We start from the raw sequence: 23,711 nt of genomic DNA on the forward strand, positions 1-23,711 counted from the left end.
CGCACAAGAAGGTCCCTGTTTTCCGCCATGACACTGAACGAATCCTGGTTGACGCCGCTCGTCGGCATCCTCATTCTGCTTGCCACCGCCGGCGCGATCACCGCCGCCGTCCATTTCCTGCTGTTTCGCGTGGTCGCGCGCCTCGCGCGGCTGTCCGCCACGCGCATCGACGACGCGCTGTTCGAGTTCGGCGCCTTCAAATGGCTGAACCGCATCGTCCCGTTCGTCGTGCTCAAGCTCGGGCTCGACGCGGTGCCCGGCATTCCGGAGCGCGTCACGCAGGTCGCCGACAAGGTGCTGTTCGCGCTGATCGTGTTCCTCGTGACGATGACCATCAGCGCGACGCTGTCCGCGCTCGAGCACACCCACCGCACGCACCAGCGCGACCAGCCGCGCCTGTCGCTGAAAGGCGCGATGCAGCTCGTCAAGCTCGTGATGTTCATCACCGCCGCGCTCGTCGTGATCGGCGATGCGACCGGCAAGCAGATCGGCCTGCTGCTGTCCGGCATCGGCGCGATGTCGGCGGTGCTGATGCTGATCTTCAAGGACACGCTGCTCGGCCTCGTCGCCGGCGTGCAGCTGTCGTCGAACGACATGCTGCGGATCGGCGACTGGATCACGATGCCGTCGGCCGGTGCGGACGGCACCGTCATCGACATCACGCTGAACACCGTCAAGGTCGCGAACTTCGATCACACGATCATCACGGTGCCGACGTGGAAGCTGATCACCGAGAGCTACCAGAACTGGCGCGGGATGACCGAAGCGGGCGGCCGCCGCATCAAGCGCGCGCTGTTCGTCGACGCGACGAGCGTGCGTTTTCTATCGAACGACGAGATCGAACGGCTCGAACGCCTGACGCTGCTGAAGGATTATCTCGAGGACAAGGTCGACGCGATCGAGCAATGGAACAGCACGCTCGGCGCGGCCGGCGACTGCCCGGCGAACCGCCGCCAGCTGACGAATCTGGGCACGTTCCGCGCGTACGTCGCGAACTACCTGAAGGGTCATCCGCGCATCCGCCGCGACATGACCTGCATGGCGCGGCAGTTGCCGCTCACCGCCGAAGGCATTCCGCTCGAACTGTACTGCTTCACCGATACGACGACGTGGGTCGACTACGAGGCCATCCAGGCCGACCTGTTCGATCACCTGATCGCGGTGCTGCCGGAGTTCGGGCTGCGCGTGTACCAGCATCCGTCGGGTTTCGACATGCGGCAGATGGTCCGCGCGGCGTAAGCCGGCGCGCGGGCACCGCGGACGGGTCGATGCGCGACGCGGCCGCGCCTATCGCGCCGCGCACTCCGATGCGAGCCGCCCGAGCACCTTCAAGGCGTCCTCGATCTGGCGCGACCACGGATAGCTGTAGTTGAGCCGGATGAAATGCCGGTAGTCGGTGCCCGCCGAGAACATGTGGCCGGGGCCGACCGTGATCCGCTGCGCGAGCGCGAGCGTGTACAGCTTCATCGCATCGACCTGCCGCGGCAGCTCGACCCACAGCACATACCCGCCCTGCGGCTGCGACAGCCGTGTGCCTTCCGGGAAGAACCGGCGCACCATCGCGCTCATCAGGCTCGCCTGCTGCGCGTACAGCTTGCGCATGCGCCGCAGGTGGAAATCGTAGCCGTCGTATTTCAGGTACTCGGCGATCGCGAGCTGCTCGATCGCGGGCGTCGCGAGCGTGTTGAGGAATTTCAGCTTCTCGACCTGGTCGCGATAGCGGCCCGGCATCGCCCAGCCGATCCGGTAACGCGGCGACAGGCTCTTCGTGAACGACGCGCAATGCAGCACGAGGCCGTCACGGTCGAACGATTTCAGCGCGCTCGGGGTCGTGTCGCCGAAATGCAGCTCGTGATACACGTCGCTCTCGATCGCCGGCACGCCGTGCTTCGCGAGCAGTTCGACGAGCGCGCGCTTGCGCGCATCGGGCATCTGGAAGCCGAGCGGATTCTGGAAATTCGGCATCACCATGCACGCGGCGATGCGCTCGCGCTCGAGGACCCGTTCGAGCGCGTCAAGATCGATGCCGTCGCCAGGGTGCGTCGCGACTTCCAGCGCGCGCATGCCCATCCGCTCGATCGCGTGCAGCATCGCGTAGAACGTCGGCGACTCCACCGCGATCGTGTCGCCCGGCTTCGCGACGGCCTGCAGGCACAGGTTGATCGCTTCGGTCGCGCCGATCGTCATCACGATCTCGCCCGGCTCGACGGCGACCCCGCGTTCCGCGTAGCGCCGCGCGATCTGGCGGATCAGTTCCTGGTTGCCCGGCGGCAGGTCGTCGATCACGCCCCAGCGCGTGCGGCGTCGCCCGATCGTCTGCGCATAGCGTGCGAGACGCTGCACCGGAAACTGCGACGCGTCGGGATACGGCGAACCGAGCGGCACCGCGTCGTCGCGCGCGATCGAGCGCAGCGTCGACAGCACGAGCCGGCTCACGTCCACCGCCGACGGCTCGGCCGTCGGCGCCGACGTATGCAGCTCGGCCTCGGCCGGCGCCGCCGCGCGTGCCCGCACGAAGTAGCCCGACTGCGGCCGGCTTTCGATCAGGCCGCGGCTTTCCAGCACGAGGTAGGCGCGCAGCACGGTCGTCACGCTGAGCTGCTGCTGCCGGCTCGCCTGCCGCACCGACGGAATCCGTTCGCCCGGCCGGTACACGCCACGCTCGATCTGCGCCTGGAGATCGTCGGCCAGTTGTTCGTAACGCTTCACGCGCCTCCCTTTCAACTTCCCTTCAACAACACAGTGGCGATCCGCACCGTGCGAATGGCCGAAACTGTACTCTTTTTTGAAGCGAACAGGTGTACACACAGCGGCACGGGTGCCGCGCGTACTCTGCACCCATCGACCCCGACACCCGCTGCACCATGAAAAAGAAATCCGCCACCGCGCGCATCGAACCGTACACTCACCCGGCCGCCGGCTGGGGTGCGCTGAAAGCCGTCACGATCAACCTGATCAAGGAAAAGGTCGCCGGCGGCAACTACCGTACGCTGCTGCGCCAGAACCAGCCGGACGGCTTCGACTGCCCCGGCTGCGCGTGGCCCGACCGCCAGCACGCATCGACGTTCGAATTCTGCGAGAACGGCGTGAAGGCGGTGGCCGCCGAGGCGACGAGCAAGCGCGTGACGCCCGAATTCTTCGCCGCGCACACGGTCACCGAGTTGCTCGAACAGTCGGATTTCGAACTCGAACAGCACGGCCGCCTCACCGACCCGATGGTGTACGACGCGCAAACCGACCGCTACGTGCCGATCGCGTGGGACGACGCGTTCGACCTGATCGCGCGCCACCTGCGCGTGCTGCCCGACCCGAACCAGGCCGCGTTCTACACGTCCGGCCGCGCGAGCAACGAAGCGGCGTTCCTGTACCAGTTGCTGGTGCGGCTGTACGGCACGAACAACTTCCCCGACTGCTCGAACATGTGCCACGAGGCGACGAGCCGCGGGCTGCCGGCCTCGGTCGGCGTCGGCAAGGGCACCGTCACGCTCGACGATTTCGAGCACGCGGACATGCTGCTGATCTTCGGCCAGAACCCCGCGACCAACCACCCCCGGATGATGGGCGAGCTGCGCGAATGCGCGAAGCGCGGCGCGACGATCGTGTCGATCAACCCGCTCAAGGAGCGCGGCCTCGAACGCTTCGCCGATCCGCAAAGCCCGATCGAGATGCTGACGATGTCGGGCACCCGGATCGCATCGACGTTCATCCAGCCGACGATCGGCGGCGATTTCGCGCTGATCAAGGGGATGGCGAAGCGGGTGCTCGAACTCGACGACGCCGCGCGCGCCGCCGGTGCGCCGCGCGTCGTCGACACCGCGTTCATCGCCGAGCACACGGCCGGTTTCGACGCCTTCGCCGACGACCTGCGCAACGAAAGCTGGTCCGCGCTGACCGCCGAAAGCGGCGTGCCGTACGAGCAGATCGACAGCCTCGCGCAACGCTATGCGCGCAGCGAACGCGTGATCGCGACGTGGGGCATGGGCATCACGCAGCACAAGCATTCGGTCGCGACCGTGCAGATGCTGACGAACCTGATGCTGATGCGCGGCAACATCGGCCGCCCCGGCGCCGGCCTATGCCCGGTGCGCGGCCACTCGAACGTGCAGGGCAACCGCACGGTCGGCATCGAGGAAAAGCCGTCGCAGGCGTTCCTCGACCGCCTCGGCCACGTGTTCGACTTCGAACCGCCGCGCCACCACGGCTACGACGTCGTCGAGACGATCGAGGGGATGCTCGAAGGCCGCGTGAAGGTGCTGATCGGCCTCGGCGGCAACTTCGCGATGGCGACGCCCGATACGCCGCGCACGTGGGAAGGCATGCGACGCTGCGACCTGTCGGTGCACATCACGACGAAGCTGAACCGCAGCCACCTGATCCACGGCCGCGACGCGCTGATCCTGCCGACGCTCGGCCGCACCGAAATCGACCTGCAGGACAACGTCGCGCAAGGCGTGACGGTCGAGGATTCGATGAGCATGGTCCACGTGTCGTACGGGATGAACAAACCGGCGTCGCCGAACCTGATGTCGGAGCCCGCGATCGTCGCGCACATCGGCCATGCGCTGTTCGGCAGCGGCAAGATCGACTGGCTCGCGTACAAGGACGATTACGCGAAGATCCGCGATGCGATCGAGGCGACGCTCGACGGCTTCTACGACTACAACACGCGCATCGCGCGGCCGGGCGGCTTCCACCTGCGCGTCGCGTCGCGCGATCGCGAGTGGCTCACGCCGACGGGCAAGGCGAACTTCATCGCGCACGCGTTGCCGACCGACACGCCGATCCAGCGCGCCCGCGCGCTGCACGGCGAACGGCTGATGACGCTGATGACGACCCGTTCGCACGACCAGTACAACACGACCGTCTACGGGCTCGACGACCGCTATCGCGGCGTGTTCGGCCAGCGCCGCGTGGTGTTCGTCAACCGCGACGATCTCGCGATGCTCGGCCTGAAGGCCGGCGAATGGGTCGACATGGAAACCGTGTGGCACGACGGGATCGAGCGGCGCGCGGACGGCTTCCTGCTCGTCGAGTACGACATCCCGCGCGGCTGCATCGGCGCGTATTACCCGGAAACCAACCCGCTCGTGCCGCTCGACAGCGTCGGCGACGTGTGCAACACGCCGACGTCGAAGTCGGTGCCCGTGCTGCTGCATCGCGCGGCCGCGCCGGCCTCGATCGCCGCCTGACGGAGCGCGACGATGATCGTTCGTCCGCGCGAGCACTGGCTGCGGATGCTGCTCGTGTGGAACGGCTCGGTGCTGCCCACCATCCTGCCGCAGCTCGTGCTGACGCTCGCGATCAGCCTCGTCGCGGTGTGGGGCGGCGGCCGCGTGCTCGGCGAGAAGGTGCCGCTGAACCCGACGCCATTCACGCTGATCGGGCTCACGCTGGCGATCTTCGCGGGGTTTCGCAATAACGCGAGCTACGAACGCTACCGCGAGGGCCGGCAACTGTGGGGCGGCGTCCTGACCGCCGCGCGCACGCTGGTCTCGCAGGCGCTCTGCTACGGTGCGGTCGACCGCGACGACGCATCGCGGCGCGCCTTCGTGCGGCAGGTCGTCGCCTTCGTCTATGCGCTCAAGCATCAACTGCGCGGCACCGATCCGGCCGCCGACCTGCGCGGGCTGCTCGACGAGGCCACTCATGCGCGTGTCGCCGGCTCCCGGTTCCGTCCGATCGTCATCGTGCACGCGCTGCGCGAAGCGTTCGCCGCACGCGCCGACGCGGGCCGCCTCACCGATACGCGCCTGTGGATGCTCGACGCGCGCCTCGACGATCTCGTCGCGATGGTGAGCGGCTGCGAACGGATCGCGTCGACGCCGATCCCGTTTTCCTACGACGTGCTGCTGCACCGGACCATCTACGCGTACTGCGTGCTGCTGCCGTTCGGCCTCGTCGACTCGATCGGCGCGGCGACACCGTTCGTCACCGTGTTCGTCGCCTATACGCTGATCGCGCTCGACGCGATCGCGCATGCGATCGCCGAGCCGTTCGGCGACGGGCCGAACCATCTCGCGCTCGATGCGATGACGCGCCAGATCGAACGCACGCTGCTCGAACTGAACCGCGAGCCGCTGCCGGCCGAAGTGACGCCCGGCCGCGCATACCGCCTCACCTGAACCGCTCAGTCGCCGAGGCCGCGCAGGAAACGGCCGTGCTCGGCGGCTGCGTCGGCGATCCGCCGCACCAGCACGACACCGCGCAGCATCGCCTGCGCGGCATCGCCTGCGCGACCGGCCGCGTGCCGCCGCAGCACGCGCGCCGCCGCGTCGCAGGTCCGGTCGAGCCGCGCGAATTCCGCCCGCGCGACGCGGCCGCGCACCACGGCCGCCGCGCGGCGCACGGTCGGCTCGCGCGAGGCCAGTGCGGCGAGCGACAGCAGGCTGTCGCCGATTCCCCAGATCGCGAGCAGGTCGCGCATGTCGCGCTCGATCAGCGTCTGCGGCAGGCTGCCCGCGAAACCGAGTTCGCGCGCGAGACGGTCGGCCGTCCGGCTCAGCCACACGCTCTCCGACCAGGCACGCGGGTCGCGTGCGATGCCGGCCAGGTCGCGGCGCACCGCACGATGCAGCCGCCGCCGGCTCGTGCCGGGATCGCCGGGAAACACCAGCGCGAAGATCAGCGCGCCGAACGCGATGCCGAGCATGGTGGCGAGCGCGCTGTTCAGGAACGCGGCATCGCCGATGCGCGCGGTATTGTCCGGCGACGTGAAATTCCAGAAGAAGATCGCGAATGCGCTGCCCATCGCGGCCGTGCGCGGATGACGCATCGCGACGCCGTTGGCGACCAGGAACACGCCGAGGATGGTCGCGAGCATCTCGAAGCCCGACACCGCGGGCAACAGGACGAAGTTGCAGACGACGCCGGCCGCCGCCGCGCATGCCGTGCCTTTCAGGAAACCGACGGCCGCGCGCACCGAGTTCGGCCGCGTCGAGAACAGCGCGCCGACCACGGCCGTGATCGCGACGAAGCCGGCGCCCGACGGCCACGCCGTGACGATCCAGATCGCCGATGCGGCCAGCACCGCGATGAACGCGCGGATCCCGTTGTGCCACGCGAGCACCGGATCGTGGTGAAAGGCATAGCGCACGCGCGAAGGCGGCGGCTCCGGCCGGTCGAGCAGCGCCCGGCTCGCGAACGCGCGCTCGAACCCGGCGAGCAGCGCCGCCAGCCGGTCGAGCGTGAGCAGGCGCGACGTGTCCGGGCCGCGCTGCGCGGCGGCCGCCGCGTGCAGTGCGTCGTCCACGCGCGCGCGCAGCGCCGCGATCGCGTGCCCCGGGGTGTCCGATGCAGCGACGCCGTCCAGCACGCGCGCGACTTCGTCGATCAGCGGATCCGGCGCGTCGCCGGCGCGCGCCGCATGCTCGCGGATCGCCTGCCCGGCGGCCTGCGCGGTGAGCACGCCCAGCGCCGCCGCGCGCAGATGGCCGATCGCGTTGCGCACCGACGGTGCGCCGGCCGCGGCATACTCGGCCGCCGTGTCGAGTTCGAGCGCATCCGCGAACAGGCGGTGCACGGCCGCCCCGTTCGGCTCACGGCGCAGCGCGCCCGCGCCGAGCGTCACCGCGCGGTCGAGATAGCGCGCGAGCCGCGTGCGGACATCGTTCAGCGGCGCGCCCGGCGCAAACACCGTTTCGAACAGCGCGCCGCACAGGATGCCGACGACCACATACAGGAATCGCGCCACCGCGATGTCGAACGCATGCAGCGGCGCGGACACCGCATCCATCGCGATGATCGCGGCTGTATAGCCGGCGAGCACCGCCGCATATGCGCGGAAATTCCGCTGGAACGTCGCGACGCCCGCGCACAGCCCGATCCACGCGGCGAGCGCCGGCAGGAACAGCTCGGGCGTCTGCGCGAACGCACCGGTCAGCGCGAGCGCGACGGCCGCGCCGATCGCGGTGCCGAGAATCCGGTACTGGCTCTTCGACAGCCCCATCCCGCGGCTGCTCTGCGCGACGATCCACACGGTCGACGCGGCCCATTTCGGATCGTCGAGATTCATCCGGAACGCGATATAGAGTGCGAGCAACGACGCGGCGGTATTGCGCAGCGCGAACGCGAGCGCGCCGGGCGACAACATCGGGCGCGCGTCGCGCAGCGCGGCCCGGACGGCCGCGAACGGCGGCACGCTGGGGAAAGCGAATTTCATCCGGCGAGCATACGATCGCGCGCGGGCAGCCACTACGGGGCGGCGGCGGGATGCGTTATTGCACCGGGCAGGATAATCGGCACGATCCGCTGCGATCCGGCGCGCGACGGTAAGATGCGCGCAGGCCGAACCCTGAAACGCCCCGTATGGACCTCGAAAGCATCCGGATATTCTTGCGCGTGGTGGAACGCGGCAGCTTCACCGCCGCCGCCACGCAACTCGACATGCCGCTCAGCCGCGTGAGCCGCAAGGTCAGGCAGCTCGAGGACGATCTCGGCGTCCAGCTGCTGTACCGCACGACGCGCCGCGTGTCCGTCACCGAAGCGGGGCGCGACTATTACGAACGCTGCCTGCGCGCCGAGGAAATCCTGCTCGACGCGGACCGCCAGGCGCGGGCGCTGCGCACCGAGCCCGAGGGCACGCTGCGCGTGCTGGTGCCCTACGCGATCGGCCTGCTGGAACTGGAGCCGGCGCTCGCCGAGTTTCGCCGGCGCTACCCGCTGGTGCAGCTCGTGCTGATCTACGACAACAGCGCGCTCGACCTCGTCGAGCACGGCTTCGACGTCGCGCTGCGCACGGGCGTGCTGACCGATTCCGGCTATGTCGCGCGCTCGCTCGGCTGGTCGCACGCGAAACTCGCGGCCAGCCCGCACTATCTCGACCGTGCCGGCCGGCCGCAGACACCACAGGACCTCGCCGATCACGACATCCTGTTCGTCGGCCGCGACACGCCCGGCCTGACGCTGCGGCTCACCAACGCGGCCGGCGACGTGGCCGATGTGCCGGTGCGGCCCGTGCTGATCTCGAACGAATCGGTCACGGTGCTGCGCCAGGCCGCGAGCGGCGGCGGCATCGCGTTGATCTCCACGCACTTCACCACGCGGCGGCTCGCGAACAACGAACTCGAAATCGTGCTGCCCGACTGGCACCGCACCGACGACGTCGAACTGCACGCGCTGTATCCGAAGCGCGCCACGCTCGACAGCAAGGTGCGCGCATTCGTCGAATTCCTGACGGAAGTCTTCACCGCGTGGCGCGCGTCGCCGTAACCGGCATCGCGCGACCGGCCATCGAGGCGGGCCGGCTGCATTATTGCGGCGCACGAAAGGAATTAATGAGCGCGCGAGCGTTGATCGCCGTTCGCCGCATCGTTAGCCTGTGCCCATGAAAAATCGCCACACACGCTACGGCAGCCACGCGAGCGCTGCCCGCCGCCGCGTCACGCGCGTCGCGCCTTCCTGACCGGCCTGCCCGCGCCCCGAAGCCCGTCATGGCTTCGCCGATCCGATCGAACGCCTGAACCGCACGCCGCGCGCGGACGGCCCCGTTTGCCGGGCCGCCCGCGCGTGGTGCATCGCGCCGTCCGCTTCGCGGCCCGCCCGCACACGCGGCGCGCGCCGCCCGGCCACCTTTCATCACGCAGGAACACCATGTCATCTCCGTCACCCCAGGCGCCGCTGTCGGGCGGCAAGCTCGCGATCGGCACGATCGCGGTATCGCTCGCCATGTTCATGAACGTGCTCGACTCGTCGATCGCGAACGTCGCGATCCCGACGATCTCGGGCGACCTCGGCGTCTCGGTCGACGAAGGCACGTGGGTGATCACGATCTTCGCGGCCGCGAACGCGGTGTCGATTCCGCTGACCGGCTGGCTCACGCAGCGCTTCGGCCAGGTGCGCCTGTTCGTCACGTCGATCCTGCTGTTCGTGTTCGCGTCGTGGCTGTGCGGGATCGCGCCGAACCTGCCGACGCTGCTCGCCGCACGGATTCTGCAGGGCGCGGTCGCGGGGCCGCTCGCGCCGCTGTCGCAGGCGCTGCTGCTTGACGCCTGGCCGCGGCAGAAATCGTCGAGCGCGCTCGCGCTGTGGTCGATGACCGCGCTCGTCGGCCCGATCGCGGGGCCGTCGCTCGGTGGCTGGATCACGTACGACTACAACTGGTCGTGGATCTTCTACATCAACATTCCGGTCGGCTTCTTCGCGGCGGCCGTCACGTGGATCGTGTTCCGCGACCGCGAATCGGCCACGCGCCGCCTGCCGATCGATACGGTCGGCCTGCTGCTGCTCGTGCTGTGGGTCGCATCGCTGCAGATCATGCTCGACAAGGGCAAGGATCTCGACTGGTTCAACTCGCCCGTCGTCGTCGCGCTCGGCATCGTCGCGCTGATCGGCTTTGCGTTCTTCCTCGTGTGGGAGCTGTACGAGGCCAACCCGATCGTGGACTTGCGGCTGTTCACGCAGCGCAACTTCGCGGGCGGCACGATCGCGATCTCGGTCGCGTACGGGATGTTCTTCGGCACGCTCGTGCTGCTGCCGCAATGGATGCAGGGTTATCTCGGCTACCGCGCGGTCGATTCGGGGCTCGCGACCGCGCCGCTCGGGCTGTTCGCGATCCTGCTCACGCCGGTCATGGGACGCCTGCTGCCGCGCACCGACCCGCGTTATATCGCGACGCTCGCGTTCGTCGGCTTCGCGGTCGTGTTCATGATGCGCACGACGTTCTACACCGACGTGTCGCGCTGGGACCTCGTGCTGCCGACGCTGCTGCAAGGCATTCCGATGGCGATGTTCTTCGTGCCGCTGACGTCGATCATCCTGTCCGGGCTGCCGCCCGAAAAGATCCCGGCCGCGGCCGGCCTGTCGAATTTCGGCCGCACGTTCTGCGGCGCGGTGGGCACGTCGCTGATCAGCAACGCGTGGAACGACCGCACGATCCTGCATCACGTGCGGCTCACCGAACAGGCGAGCGTCACCAACCCGGTCTTCACGCAACAGGTCGACACGACACGCTCGCTGCTGCACCTGAGCCCCGATTCGGCGCTCGCGTTCTTCAACGCATCGGTCGATTCACAGGCGGCCGTGATGGGGTTGAACGACATCTTCTACGTGTCGGCGATCATCTTCATCGCGATCATCCCGCTCATCTGGATCACGAAACCGGCGCGCTCGGGCGGCGGCGATGCCGATGCGGCGGCGGCCGGCGCGCATTGATCCGCGGCCGTTGCGGCCGACCCTCGCGCCACGCACGCCGGGGCCGGCCAGCTCCCCCTGCGACGTAATAAAGACTTGCAATCGATACAGGCGGAAACGTCAACAGCCGGCACCCGTACCGCGTTTTTCGTCATGCGCCGCTCCTCCAGAGGGACGGCGCAACGACAGGAGAAAACACGATGCGAGCCCTGACCCGTCAAATCGCGATTGCCGCCACCCTGATGTCGGTCCTGACCGGCACCGCGTTCGCCGAAACGCCGTGGCAGCAAGCGCATCCGCGCCGCGAAGCGGTCAACCGGCGCCTCGCGAACCAGCATCGCCGCATCCATCACGAAGTGACGGAAGGCGAGATGTCGCACGCCCGGGCCGCGCGCCTGCACCGTGACGACCGCAAGATCCGCCGGGAAGAGCGGGACATGGCCGCGCAGGATCACGGCCACATCACGAAGAGCGAAAAGCACGTGCTGAACCAGCAGGACAATGCGGTCGGCAACAAGATCGGCCAATAACAGCGACAACACCGGCAAGCGCCCATTCGCCATCACCTGAAACGCCCGCTGCCGCGATGCGGCAGCGGGTGCTTGTTCGATCGGCTGGTTGTATCGAATCGTTTCAACGCGCGAACGGCGTCAGATGCTGCGGGTATACTCCGTCGTCAGCCGCCTGTCGCATCGTCGTCCGTCAAAAACGGCCCGATTCCGGGCGGTTTCGTCGCGAAGCTTCGCGTTTCGCCTACCCCGCGCCCCAGCCTCGATACGAGACACCCGACGACCGACCATGAAACGATTCCTGCTGCTCCTTCCCGCCGCCCTGCTCGCCGCCTGCGGTTCCGCGCCCTCGTCCGACTCGGCCTCGTCGGGTGCCGCACCGATGATCTACGTGTCGTCGCAACGTCCGGCCTACGCCATCGCGAACTGCCTCGACAGCCGCCTGTCGGGCACCGAGCAATCGCAGCACAACGGCGTGACCGATATCGCCGTCGGCTCGAATTCCTACTTCGTCACGCTGACGCCGTCGGGCAACGGCTCGGTCGTCAAGGTCGTGCGCGGCTCGGGCAACGAACCGGCCGAGGAAGCCATGCGCTTCGCGATCGCGCGCTGCGCGATCTGACGCCCCCCGCGCCGGGCACCCGCCCGGCCGACTGCCGCGCGCCGCACCGCGCGCGCCGAATATTTTCATCCGGACGGCCGTCGATGAGAGAATCGCACCACGATTCCCTCTCGATGGAGCCCGCATGAAGCACCTGCTGTCCCGGCTGTTCGTCAGCGCCGCGCTCGTCGCGCTTGTTCCGGCGCTGCCGGCGCAGGCTGCCACGCCGCCCGGCATCTTCGTCGTCGCCACGCAACTCGGCGAATTCACGACCCTCGACCCGAGCGGGATCTACGAGCTGGTGCCGTCCGAATACGTGGCGAACACCTACGAGCGGCTGGTGCGGGTCGACCTGAAGGATCCGACGCGCTTCGACGGACAGATCGCGCAATCGTGGACGGTCGGCGCAGACGGCACGACCTACACGTTCAAGCTGCGCCCCGGCCTCACGTTCCATTCCGGCAACCCCGTCACCGCCGACGACGTCGCATGGTCGCTGCAGCGCACCATCCTGCTCGACAAGGGGCCGGCCGGCGTGCTCGCCGATCTCGGCCTCACGAAGGCGAACGTGATGCAGAAGGTGCGCGTGGTCGATCCGCAGACCGTCGTGCTCGAAACCGACCGCAAGTACGCGCCGAGCTTCGTGCTCAACGTGCTCAGCGCGTGCCCGGCCTCGGTGTTCGACAAGAAGCTGCTGCTGTCGCACCAGCAGGGCAACGATTTCGGCAGCGCCTGGCTGCGGACCAACGATGCGGGCTCGGGCCCGTACCAGCTCGTCAAGTGGACGCCGAACGAGAGCATCGTGCTGCAGCGTTTCGAGAAATACCGCACGCCGTACCCGATGAAGCGCGTCGTGCTCCGCCACGTGCCCGAAGCGTCCGCGCAGCGGCTGCTGCTGGAGAACGGCGACGCCGACGCCGCGCGCAACCTGAGCCCCGACAGCCTCGCCGCGCTGTCGAAGGCCGGCAAGATCAAGGTCGCGTCGTGGCCGGTATCCGCGCTGCTGTACCTGAGCCTGAACACGAAGAACCCGAACCTCGCGAAACCCGAGGTGCAGCAGGCGATGAAATGGCTCGTCGACTACGACGGCATCCAGCGCAACATCGTCAGCACGACCTACAAGGTGCATCAGACCTTCCTGCCCGAAGGCTTCCTCGGCACGTCGAACGCGCGGCCGTACAAGCAGGACGTCGCGAAGGCGAAGGCGCTGCTCGCGAAGGCCGGCTTGCCGAACGGCTTCGACGTGACGATGGACATGCCGAACGACTATCCGTACCTCGAGATCGCGCAGGCGCTGCAGGCGAACTTCGCGCAGGGCGGCATCCGCGTGAAGCTGATCCCCGGCGATGCGAAGCAGGCGATCGGCAAGTACCGCGCGCGCCAGCACGACATCTTCATCGGCGAATGGTCGCCCGACTACATGGACCCGAACAGCAACGCGCGCGGCTTCGCATGGAATCCGGACAACTCGGATCAATCGCCGACGAAGATGCTCGCGTGGCGCAACAGCTGGGATATTCCGCAACTGACGAAAGACACCGAGGCCGCGCTCGTCGAGCCGTCGCCCGCGAAGCGCGCGCAGCGCTACGAAGCGCTGCAGAAGGCCGTGCTCGCGAACTCGCCGTTCATCATCATGTTCGAGAAGGTCGTGCAGGTCGCGACGCGCCCCGGTGCGACCGGGCCGGAAATCGGGCCGATCAACGACCTCGTGTCATACCGCACGCTCGCGAAATAATCGCGGCGGCCCGCGTGCCCGGCCCTGCCGGCGCGCGGGTAATCGCCATGGGCCGCGGCGCCGGCGCTATGTCGCGCGGCGGCGCCGATCTACAATGACCGGGGCCGGCGGCGCCCGGCGGTGATCCACGTCACCGGATTCGCGTCACCAACCAGGACAGGATGCGCACGCCCGAGTGCGCACAACGGGAACCGAACATGCATCCGAGCGAGCACGCGGTCTGCGTAGCGATCAACGACAACAACCGCGCGTGGTACGAAATGCTCGTGCCGTTCCTGCTGTCGCTCCGGCAGACCGGCTACGACGGACGGATCGCGGTGATCGGCTACGGGCTGTCCGAGCGCAAGCGGCAGATCCTCGCGAGCCAGTCGGTCGACGTCATCGACGCGTCGGACGCGTATGCGCTGCCGGTCGGCCGCTTCATCGAGGCGGCCGGGTATTGCGCGCGCAACCCGCAGATCCGCAAGCTCGCGCTGTACGATGCCGACATCTGGTTCTGTGCGCCGCAATTCGACCTGTTCTCGCGGATCGGCGACGACCGGATTCACGTGTGCCCCGACCCGCTGTTCTGCACGTTCGTCGTCACGCCGCTGATCGGCGAGCGGCGCGACCATCACTGGCGTCTCGTCGTCGACGCGGTCACCGCCCGCCACGGCGGTGCGCTGCAAGCCGGGCTCGTGGCCGGGACCGCCGACGCATGGGCACGCTATGCCGCTCACCTGCGCGACTGCCTCGCGCGCGTCGGCACCGATTTCCAGGCGTGCTTCGGGATCGACACGACGTTCCTGCATCTGTGGAGCGCCCAGGGCGAAACGGCGCTGCTCGACCCGGTCCAGAACTTCGTCAGCAAGTACGGCATTCACGAATCGTTCGACGCGGGCAGCGGTACGACGACGCTCCGTTACCAGGACGAACCGATCCGCGCGCTGCACATGACCGGCGACATCCGCTTCCTCGACCGGTGGCGCTACTACGCGAACCACACCGACGCCGCGCTGCGCGACGGCGCGCCGTTCGCGCTGTCGGACGGCACCCCGGTGCCCTCCGGCGCGGTCGCCGCACGCATCGCCGCGGCGGACTACGTGCGATCGGCCGGGCTGACCGTTTCGTCCGCCGCGATCGAGGGCAGCGCGGGCGCCTACCTGCAGGCGATCGACGAACCGGGCGGCACGATGCTCGTCGGCAGCGGCAACCACGAAGTCGTGTTCACCGCGATCCGCGACATCGCGCGCCTGAACGTCTACGTCACGCACCCGTCCGGTTCGCCGTCGCCGCTGCGGTGCGAAGTGCTGGTCGACGGGCAGGCGCAGCGCAAAGGCACCGAGCTGATGGCGCATTTCTGGTATCAGGTCGCCGCCGGCACCGTCGTCACGCTACGCGCGACGAGCCTCGGCGGCCAGCAGTGCAACGCGATCTGGCGGCTGCGCGAGGCGCCGGACATGCAGCAGTAGCCGCCCCGCCGCCGCTCAGTCGAACGCCGCCCACACCAGGTACGCATTCAACCCGACGATCACGACCGTCGCCGCGCCGGCGACGATCCGCAGCGGCATCCGCATCGCATAAGCGCCCATCACGTCCTCGCGCGCCGACAGCATCAACAGCGCGATCATCGGTATCGGCAACACGAAACTGAGCACGACCTGGCTCGCGACCATCGCGCGCGTGACGTCGCAGCCGAGTGCGACCACCGCGAACGCGGGCGCGATCGTCACCGCGCGGCGCCCCCACACCGGCAGGCGGCGATGGATGAAACCCTGCATCACGACCTGCCCGGCCATCGTGCCAACCACCGAGCTCGACACACCCGACGTCAGCAGCGCGACGAGGAACAGCGCGCCGGCGGCCGGCCCGAGCACCGGGATCAGCGTGTGATACGCGTCGCCGATGTCGGTCATGCCCGGCGCATTCGCATGGAACGCCGACGACGCCATCATCACCATCGCGAGATTCACGAACCCGGCGAGCCCGAGCGCGACGACGACCTCGCGGTTCGAAAAACGCACGAGCCGCCGCCGTTCCACGTCGTCGCGCGGCGCGGCGCGATCCTGCGTCAGGCCCGAATGCAGATACAGCGTGTGCGGCATGATCGTCGCGCCGATGATCCCGACCGCGATCGTCAGCGCCGCGTGATCCGGAATCTGCGGGACGACCAGATGAAACGCCGCGGCATGCCAGTCCTGCGGCGCGATCAGCAGTTCGCCGAGATAACACGCGCCGATCACGCCGACCAGCGCCGCGATCGCGGCTTCCAGCGGCCGGAAGCCGCGCTTCTCGAGTGCGAGGATCGCGCAGGTCGCCAGCGCCGTCGCGATCATCCCGGCGAACAGCGACAGGTGGCACAGCAGCCCGAATGCGAGCGCACCGCCGAGGAATTCGGCGAGATCGGTCGCCATCGCGGCGATTTCCGACGCGATCCACATGCCCAGCACGACCGGCGCGGGGAAACGATCGCGGCACAGCTCGGCGAGGTTGCGGCCGGTCACGATGCCGAGTTTCGCGGACATCGCCTGGAACAGCATCGCGATCGCGTTCGCGGCCAGCACGACCCACAGCAGCCGGTAGCCGTACGCGGCGCCGGCCTGGATGTTGGTCGCGAAGTTGCCGGGGTCCATGTAGCCGATCGACGCGATCACGGCCGGGCCGACGAACGGCAGCAGCGCGGCGATACCGGTGCGGCGGCCTTCCAGCGCGGCGCGCGCCGCGCCGTCGATGCGTTCGGGAGACGCGCCCGGCAGCGCGAAGCCGCCGGCGGTTTTGCTCGTGACGGGAATCATGGTGAGGTTCCGTTCGGATAGGGGCTTACGTGGAAGTGGAAGTGGAAGTGGAAGCGGACGCCACGGCCGGCCTGCCGCCCGCCGGCCGCGGCGGCGCCGGCCGCGTTACAGCGGCACGACGTCGGGACGGTTGCGCGGAAACCGCGCGATCACGTCGGGCGCGACGTTCAGGTGCGCTTCGACGAGCTTCGGCGGCGTATGCGCGAGCCAGTCGGACAACGACACCTCCGCATACCGGTCGGTCTTGAAGATCTCCAGGAACACGAGATCGGTCTTGCCGGTGTTCTGCACGTAGTGCCCGAGGCTCTTCTTCACGTAGCCCACGTCGCCCGCGCGGAAGTCGGCCGTCTGCGCCTTCGGCCCCGTGTCGAACACGGTCATCCGCGCCTCGCCCTGCAGGTAGTACTGCCATTCGTCCGCGTTCGGATGCCAGTGCAACTCGCGCATGCCGCCCGGATGGACCGTGACGAGCGCCGCCGCGACCGTCATCGAAATGTTGAAGTTGGTGCTGTCCGCGATCCGCACTTCGCCGCCGCGCGTCTTCTTGACGGGTTTCATGTCGCCGAGCGAGAAGATGAACGGATGCGGCGGCGCGCCGGCCGACGAGGCCGATGCGCGCTGCGCGTCCGCGAGCGGGCCCGGTTCGTCGCCCTGGAAGATCCACAGGTTGTCGAGCGGAATGTTCCTGAACGCGTCGGCCGGCACGCCGAAGTTGAGCGCGAGCACGTCCGGCGGCGTATGCGCGACCCAGTCGGTCAGCAGCAGCGTATTGAATTCCGATGCACGGCCGTTATCGAACGCGAGCAGGAATTCGGCGCCGTCGGTGCCGAGGCCCTGCAGCGAATGCGGCAGGCCGGGCGGGAAATACCAGAGATCGCCGGTCTTGACGTCCTGCACCGACGGCCGCCCGAGTTCGTCGAGCACGGTGATCCGGCAGCGGCCGTCAAGCATGATTGCCCACTCGGCCTGCTGGTGCCAGTGCATCTCGCGAATGCCGCCGCGCGTGAGGCGCATATTGACGCCGGAAATGGTTTCGGAAATCGCAAAATCGTCCTGCGTGACCTCGCGCGCCCACCCGCCGTTTTGAATGCGTTTATGGGCATTATTGAAAGACGCCCAGAATAACGGCATCCCGTTGATATCGGTGGCAGGCGGATCCTGAAAAGACGGGAATTGATTCGCCAATGCGGGATTTTGTGGCCCCGGGTCGGTCAATCCCTGTTTGTTGCGCGCGTTGATCGCCCCTTCCGGCGGACTGTCCGGATTGCCGAACGACGCGGCTTTGGCCGTTACGGCAAGGCCTGCGGCGGCAATGGCGCCAGCCGTATTCGCCAGCATCTTGCGTCGAGAAAGATTCGTCATGATTGCCTCTTCATTATTTCGATTGAGCGAATTCCCATTACGGAATACATGCCGTTTTCGGATTATCGAAAATCGAACATCCCGTCACGCAAGTTAAATCCAAATCGACGCAAAACTTAAATGAATTATTGACCTGAATTAATGACTTAATGTGATTCGCTTTAATTTTGTAATGATCGCGATACCGCGGGACACGACTGGCGGAACGGCTCACCGCGACATTCAAGGCGAACGATCTGCCAATCGATCGGCGATTCAGGGTTGGGCCGTGCGAACGCCGGTCCGTCACGCACCTATCACCCATCCCCACACCATAGTTTTTATCCGCTGGCGCGAATGATTTTGGCTTTGTCAGATAGATGACATTCGATCACCAAACGACAACGATCTAACAGCCGATGACTTGCGCGTTCGCCCGTACCGTCGAATCCCGCTACGCGGAGCTGACACCGACCGCCAAGCGCATCGCGAGCTACATGCTCGCGAACCTCGACCGTCTGGGGCTCGAGACTGCCGACCAGATCGCGCAGCAGGCCGGCACCAGCGGCATCTCGGTCGGGCGCTTCCTGCGCAGCGTGGGCTACCGCAATCTCGACGACCTGAAGCGCGAGCTGCGCGGCGGCAGCGATCGTCCGTGGATGATCACCGACCGGCTCGACGAATACCGCCGCACGGTGGGCACGCACTCGGTCGACGGCGATGTCGGCGGCAACGACGGCGCCCGCCGCGGCGAACGCGCGCTCGCGTCGTCGCTCGAACGCGAGCTCGATGCGATCCGCCACGTGTACCGGCTCGCCGAAGGCCCGGTGTTCGCGCAGGTCGCCGACCGGATCGCACAGGCCGACGCGGTGTTCATCCTCGGCATCCAGTCGACGCGCGGCATCAGCAACGCCTTCAGCAGCTACCTCGAATACCTGCGCCCGCGCGTGTTCTATTCCGATGGCCAGTCGGGCTCGTACGTCGATTCGCTGAACTCCGAATTCGAGCGGCCGTACTGCATCGTTACCGATACGCGTGCGTATTCGCGCGGCGCGCGCCGCTATTGCCAGGCGGCCGCCGAGCGCGGGCAGCCGTTCGCGCTGGTCACCGACCTGTCGTGCCCGTGGGCGCGCGACTGGCCGTCCGACCTGCTGCAGGTGAAGACCGATGTCGGCCAGTTCTGGGATTCGCTCGCGCCGCTCACCTGCCTGTTCAACCTGCTGATCACGGCCGTGGTCGACCGCCTCGGCCCCGCGATCGACCGCCGCGTCGAACGCAACCGCGAACTGCAGCGCACGTTCGACCAATTCGAATCCTGAGCGAGACCGCCCTGCCGATGAACGATCACCGCCTCGTCGAAATCACGCCCGCCACGCATCGCGTCGACATCGATCTCGTCTACGCGACCGACCGCAACCTGACCGGCAAGCCGATCTACCGCCAAGCGCACTGCCTGCTGCTGGCGCCGGCCGAGGCCGCGTTGCGGCGGGCGGTCGACATCGCGGCGCAAGCCGGCTTCACGCTGCGCATCTACGACGCGTACCGGCCGCCGCAGGCGCAGCAGGTCCTGTGGGATTTCCTGCCCGACCCGAACTTCATCGCCGATCTCGGCCGCGGCTCGAATCACAGCCGCGGCACCGCACTCGACCTGACGCTCGTCGCCGCGAACGGCGAGCCGCTCGACATGGGTACCGGTTTCGACGAGATGGTCGCCGCGTCGGGTCACTTCCACGCCGGGCTGCCTGAAGCCGTGCAACGCAACCGCCTGCTGCTGCTCGGCGTGATGCACGCGGCCGGCTTCGCGCACATCGACAGCGAATGGTGGCACTACGAACTGCCCGGCTCGCACGCGCTGCCGCAGATCGACGACGCGGCAAGCGGCCCGTGGCGCCTGATGTAACGACGATGCACGTCCCCCTCACCGTTCACGTTCAACGACTTCAACGACAGATGGAGCGCCCATGAAATTCCCGACATCCCGACTCGTCGCGGCGCTGGCCGCCGCGGCCGTTCTCGCCGCCGTTCCGCTTTGCGCCGCGCATGCGGAAACACCGAAGGACATGTTCGTGATGGCCACGCTGCTCGACGAATTCACGACGCTCGACCCGGGCGAGATCTACGAACTGGTGCCGGAGGAATACGTCGCGAATACCTATGACCGGCTCGTGCGCGTCGACCTGCGCGATCCGTCGAAATTCAACGGCGACGTCGCGCAGTCGTGGACGGTGAGCACCGACGGCCTGACCTATACGTTCAAGCTGCGCCCGGGCCTCAAGTTCCACTCGGGCAATCCGCTGACGGCCGACGACGTCGCCTGGTCGATCCAGCGTGCGGTGCTGCTCGACAAGGGCCCGGCCGCCGTGCTGACCGGCATCGGCCTGACGAAGGCGAACGTCGTCGCGAACGTGAAGAAGCTCGACGACCAGACGATTGCCGTCACCACCGACCGCAAGTACGCGCCGACGTTCGTGCTGAACGTGCTCGGCTCGTGGCCCGCGTCGGTGCTGGACAAGAAGCTGCTGCTGTCGCATCAGCAAGGCAACGACTTCGGCAATGCGTGGCTGAAGACCAACGAAGCCGGCTCCGGCGCGTACAGGCTGGTCAAGTGGACGGCCGGCGACAGCCTCGTGCTGCAGCGCTTCGACGGCTACCGGTTGCCGCTCGCGATGAAACGCATCGTGCTGCGCCACGTGCCCGAGGCCGCGAGCCAGCGCCTGCTGCTCGAAAACGGCGACGTCGACGCGGCGCGCGACCTGAGCCCCGACGATCTGGCGTCGGTCGTGAAATCGGGCAAGGCGAAGGTATCGGCTTCGCCGCAGGCGACGCTGTTGTATCTCGGCCTGAACACGAAGAACCCGACGCTCGCGAAGCCCGACGTGCAGGAAGCGCTGAAATGGCTCGTCGACTATGCGGGCATCCAGGGCAACGTCGTGAAGACGACCTACAAGGTGCACCAGACCTTCCTGCCCGAAGGCTTCCTCGGCACGTTGAACGCGAACCCCTACAAGCTCGACGTCGCGAAGGCGAAGGCGCTGCTCGCGAAGGCCGGCGTGCCCGACGGCTTTTCGGTGACGATGGACGTGCGCAACGACTATCCGTACACGGAAATCGCGCAGGCGGTGCAGGCGAACTTCGCGCAGGCGGGCATCAAGGTGCAGTTGATCCCCGGCGACAACAAGCAGACGCTCGCGAAATACCGCGCGCGCCAGCACGACATCTACATCGGCGAATGGTCGGCCGACTACATCGATCCGCACAGCAACGCGCAGGGTTTCGCGTGGAATCCGGACAACTCCGACAAGTCGAGCTATAAAATGCTGGCCTGGCGCAACAGCTGGGACATCCCGCAACTGACGAAGGAAACCGACACCGCGCTCGCCGAGCCGACCGCCGCGAAACGCGCGCAGCGGTATCAGGCGATGCAGAAGGAAGTGCTCGCGCACTCGCCGTTCGTGATCATGTTCGAGAAAGTCGCGCAGGTCGCGACACGGCCCGGCGTGAGCGGGCTCGAGGTCGGGCCGATCAACGATCTCGTGTCGTACCGCAACCTGAAGAAGCAATAAGATTCGCCGCATGTCGACTCCCGCCTCCTCACTCGAAGCACTGCGCACGCTGCCCGCGCGTCGCCCGGCCGTGCGCTGGGCGCTGCGCGTGCTGCGCTGGGCGCTCACGCTCGCCGTCACGTTCGCGGGGCTGCTCGCGCTGACGTTCGTGATCGGCCGCAAGGTGCCGATCGATCCCGTGCTCGCGATCCTCGGCGATCGCGCGTCGGCCGACGCATACGCGGCCGAACGCATCGCGCTCGGGCTCGACAAGCCGCTCGCCACGCAATTCATGATTTACGTGCGCGACGTGCTGCACGGCAATCTCGGCGTGTCGCTGCTGACCGCGAACCCGGTGCTCGACGACATCCGGCGCGTGTTCCCGGCCACGCTCGAACTCGCGACGATCGCCACGCTGATCGGCATCGCGATCGGCGTGCCGCTCGGTGTCGCGGCCGCCGTGAAGCACAACCGGCCGATCGATCACATCGCGCGCTTCGTCGGGCTGATCGGCAATTCGGTGCCCGTGTTCTGGCTCGGGCTGATGGGGCTGCTGCTGTTCTACGCGCGGCTGCACTGGGTCGGCGGGCCCGGCCGGCTCGACCCCGTGTACGACGGGATGGTCGACCCGCGCACGGGCAGCCTGCTGATCGCCGCCGCGCTCGCCGGCGAGTGGGACGTGTTCCGCAACGCGGTGTCGCACATCGCGCTGCCGGCCGCGATCCTCGGCTACTACTCGGTCGCGTATCTCAGCCGCATGACGCGCTCGTTCATGCTCGACCAGTTGAGTCAGGAATACATCGTCACCGCGCGCGCGAAGGGCTTGTCGGAACGGCGCGTGATCTGGCGGCATGCGTTCGGCAACATCGCGGTGCCGCTGCTGACCGTGATCGCGCTTACGTACAGCAACCTGCTCGAAGGCTCGGTGCTGACCGAGATCGTGTTCGCGTGGCCGGGGCTCGGTTCGTACCTGACCGGCGCGCTGCTGAACGCCGACATGAACGCGGTGCTCGGCGCGACGCTCGTGATCGGCGCGATGTTCATCACCGTCAACCTGCTGACCGACGCGCTCTACCGCGTGTTCGATCCGCGTGCGCGCTGAGGGCTACGCCGACATGACCGCTTTCCCCCGCTTCTTTCATCGCCGATGCCGAAGGTCGTCCAATCATGAACACCGAGCGCCTCACGCCGCGCGCGTGGCTGCTGTCCGATGCGCCCGTGTCGCGCTCGCAGGCCGCACTCGGCCTCGCGTACCGACGCTGGCGCCGGTTCGCCACCAATCCGCTCAACCTGTTCGGGCTCGCGATCCTCGTCGCGCTGATCGTCGTCGCGATCATCGGCCCGCTGATCATGCCGCACGACCCGCTGCGCCAGGTGCTGTCCGACCGGCTGCTGCCGCCCGGCTCGCCGTCGCACTGGTTCGGCACCGACCAGCTCGGCCGCGACATCCTTTCGCGGCTGATCGCCGGCTCGCGCCTCACGCTCGGCATCGCGCTGCTCGTCGTCGTGATCGTGGTGCCGATCGGCCTCCTGATCGGCACCACGGCCGGCTATTGCGGCGGCTTCGTCGACAGCGTGCTGATGCGCATCACCGACATCGCGCTCGCGTTCCCGAAGATCGTGCTCGCACTCGCGTTCGCGGCCGCGCTCGGGCCCGGCGTGATCAACGCGGTCGTCGCGATCTCGATCACCGCGTGGCCCGCGTATGCGCGGCTCGCGCGCGCGGAGACGATCCGCATCGCGCAAGCCGACTACATCCACGCCGCGCGGCTGCAGGGCGCATCGGGCCCGCGCATCCTGCTGCGCTACATCATGCCGCTGTGCATGTCGTCGGTGATCGTGCGCGCGACGCTCGACATGGCCGGCATCATCCTGACCGTCGCGGGCCTCGGCTTTCTCGGCCTGGGCGCGCAACCGCCGAGCCCCGAATGGGGCTTCATGGTCGCATCGGGCCGCAACGTGCTGCTCGACGCGTGGTGGGTCGCGACGCTGCCCGGCATCGCGATCCTGCTCGTGAGCCTCGCGTTCAACCTGCTCGGCGACGGGCTGCGCGACGTCTTCGATCCCCGCCATGGAGCATGA

General features: G+C 67.8%; 18 protein-coding genes. 14 read left to right on the forward strand and 4 right to left on the reverse strand.

The genetic code is table 11. The annotated features are described in order from the left end of the window. Positions 1-27 precede the first annotated feature (27 nt). Positions 28-1,239, forward strand: a complete 1,212-nt coding sequence (locus VXM69_RS09895) for a mechanosensitive ion channel family protein (RefSeq protein ID WP_367188510.1) — start codon at positions 28-30, stop codon at positions 1,237-1,239. A 48-nt stretch (positions 1,240-1,287) separates the two neighbouring features. Here VXM69_RS09895 and VXM69_RS09900 read toward each other — a convergent pair whose 3' ends face one another. After that, positions 1,288-2,709, reverse strand: coding sequence for a PLP-dependent aminotransferase family protein (locus tag VXM69_RS09900; RefSeq protein WP_034187921.1), 1,422 nt, complete (start codon positions 2,707-2,709; stop codon positions 1,288-1,290). A 155-nt stretch (positions 2,710-2,864) separates the two neighbouring features. Here VXM69_RS09900 and VXM69_RS09905 point away from each other — a divergent pair, with 155 nt between their 5' ends. After that, positions 2,865-5,189, forward strand: a complete 2,325-nt coding sequence (locus tag VXM69_RS09905) for an FdhF/YdeP family oxidoreductase (protein ID WP_367188511.1) — start codon at positions 2,865-2,867, stop codon at positions 5,187-5,189. Positions 5,190-5,201: 12 nt separating this feature from the next. Further along, positions 5,202-6,122: a bestrophin family protein gene (locus VXM69_RS09910; RefSeq protein WP_034187923.1), complete on the forward strand. Its 921-nt coding sequence runs from the start codon at positions 5,202-5,204 to the stop codon at positions 6,120-6,122. 5 nt (positions 6,123-6,127) lie between these two features. Here VXM69_RS09910 and VXM69_RS09915 read toward each other — a convergent pair whose 3' ends face one another. Beyond that, complete coding sequence (locus VXM69_RS09915; protein WP_367188512.1) at positions 6,128-8,158, reverse strand: FUSC family protein; 2,031 nt, start codon at positions 8,156-8,158, stop codon at positions 6,128-6,130. A 146-nt stretch (positions 8,159-8,304) separates the two neighbouring features. On the opposite strand from VXM69_RS09915, the gene VXM69_RS09920 reads away from it, so the two are divergent. The 6 genes from VXM69_RS09920 to VXM69_RS09945 all read left to right on the forward strand — a co-directional run bounded on the left by VXM69_RS09920 (position 8,305) and on the right by VXM69_RS09945 (position 15,423). Next, positions 8,305-9,207 carry a LysR family transcriptional regulator gene (locus tag VXM69_RS09920; RefSeq protein ID WP_069704645.1) on the forward strand — a complete coding sequence of 301 codons (903 nt, stop codon included), beginning with the start codon at positions 8,305-8,307 and terminating at the stop codon, positions 9,205-9,207. Positions 9,208-9,588: 381 nt separating this feature from the next. Next, positions 9,589-11,148 (forward strand): DHA2 family efflux MFS transporter permease subunit, encoded by a 1,560-nt coding sequence (locus VXM69_RS09925; protein WP_367188513.1) that lies wholly within the window; start codon positions 9,589-9,591, stop codon positions 11,146-11,148. Between the two features lie 179 nt (positions 11,149-11,327). Then, positions 11,328-11,657, forward strand: coding sequence for a hypothetical protein (locus tag VXM69_RS09930; protein ID WP_059556656.1), 330 nt, complete (start codon positions 11,328-11,330; stop codon positions 11,655-11,657). Between the two features lie 268 nt (positions 11,658-11,925). Then, a complete protein-coding gene (locus VXM69_RS09935; protein ID WP_034187928.1) occupies positions 11,926-12,258 on the forward strand; it encodes a sugar ABC transporter ATPase in 333 nt (110 codons plus the stop codon). A gap of 124 nt (positions 12,259-12,382) precedes the next feature. Then, positions 12,383-13,972 (forward strand): ABC transporter substrate-binding protein, encoded by a 1,590-nt coding sequence (locus VXM69_RS09940; protein WP_069704644.1) that lies wholly within the window; start codon positions 12,383-12,385, stop codon positions 13,970-13,972. A gap of 197 nt (positions 13,973-14,169) precedes the next feature. Continuing rightward, complete coding sequence (locus tag VXM69_RS09945; RefSeq protein ID WP_367188514.1) at positions 14,170-15,423, forward strand: hypothetical protein; 1,254 nt, start codon at positions 14,170-14,172, stop codon at positions 15,421-15,423. A 15-nt stretch (positions 15,424-15,438) separates the two neighbouring features. On the opposite strand, the gene VXM69_RS09950 is transcribed toward VXM69_RS09945, so the two are convergent. Together VXM69_RS09950 and VXM69_RS09955 are read right to left on the reverse strand one after the other, a co-directional pair. Next, positions 15,439-16,746 (reverse strand): Nramp family divalent metal transporter, encoded by a 1,308-nt coding sequence (locus tag VXM69_RS09950; RefSeq protein WP_367188515.1) that lies wholly within the window; start codon positions 16,744-16,746, stop codon positions 15,439-15,441. 105 nt (positions 16,747-16,851) lie between these two features. After that, positions 16,852-18,108, reverse strand: a complete 1,257-nt coding sequence (locus tag VXM69_RS09955) for an oxalate decarboxylase family bicupin (protein ID WP_367188516.1) — start codon at positions 18,106-18,108, stop codon at positions 16,852-16,854. A gap of 398 nt (positions 18,109-18,506) precedes the next feature. Here VXM69_RS09955 and sapR point away from each other — a divergent pair, with 398 nt between their 5' ends. The 5 genes from sapR (at position 18,507) to nikC (ending at position 23,711) form a co-directional block, all read left to right on the forward strand. Beyond that, positions 18,507-19,406, forward strand: a complete 900-nt coding sequence (gene sapR, locus VXM69_RS09960; protein WP_367188517.1) for a sap1 transcriptional regulator SapR — start codon at positions 18,507-18,509, stop codon at positions 19,404-19,406. Between the two features lie 17 nt (positions 19,407-19,423). Then, positions 19,424-19,987: a D-alanyl-D-alanine dipeptidase gene (gene ddpX / locus VXM69_RS09965; protein WP_175027744.1), complete on the forward strand. Its 564-nt coding sequence runs from the start codon at positions 19,424-19,426 to the stop codon at positions 19,985-19,987. Positions 19,988-20,048: 61 nt separating this feature from the next. Beyond that, positions 20,049-21,650, forward strand: a complete 1,602-nt coding sequence (locus tag VXM69_RS09970) for an ABC transporter substrate-binding protein (protein WP_124608797.1) — start codon at positions 20,049-20,051, stop codon at positions 21,648-21,650. Positions 21,651-21,660: 10 nt separating this feature from the next. Then, positions 21,661-22,731: an ABC transporter permease gene (locus VXM69_RS09975; protein WP_367188518.1), complete on the forward strand. Its 1,071-nt coding sequence runs from the start codon at positions 21,661-21,663 to the stop codon at positions 22,729-22,731. 65 nt (positions 22,732-22,796) lie between these two features. Next, positions 22,797-23,711, forward strand: coding sequence for a nickel transporter permease (gene nikC / locus VXM69_RS09980; RefSeq protein ID WP_124670990.1), 915 nt, complete (start codon positions 22,797-22,799; stop codon positions 23,709-23,711).

It is taken from the genome of Burkholderia sp. Ed8 (genome assembly GCF_040761425.1).
Taxonomy (GTDB): Bacteria; Pseudomonadota; Gammaproteobacteria; order Burkholderiales; family Burkholderiaceae; genus Burkholderia; species Burkholderia seminalis.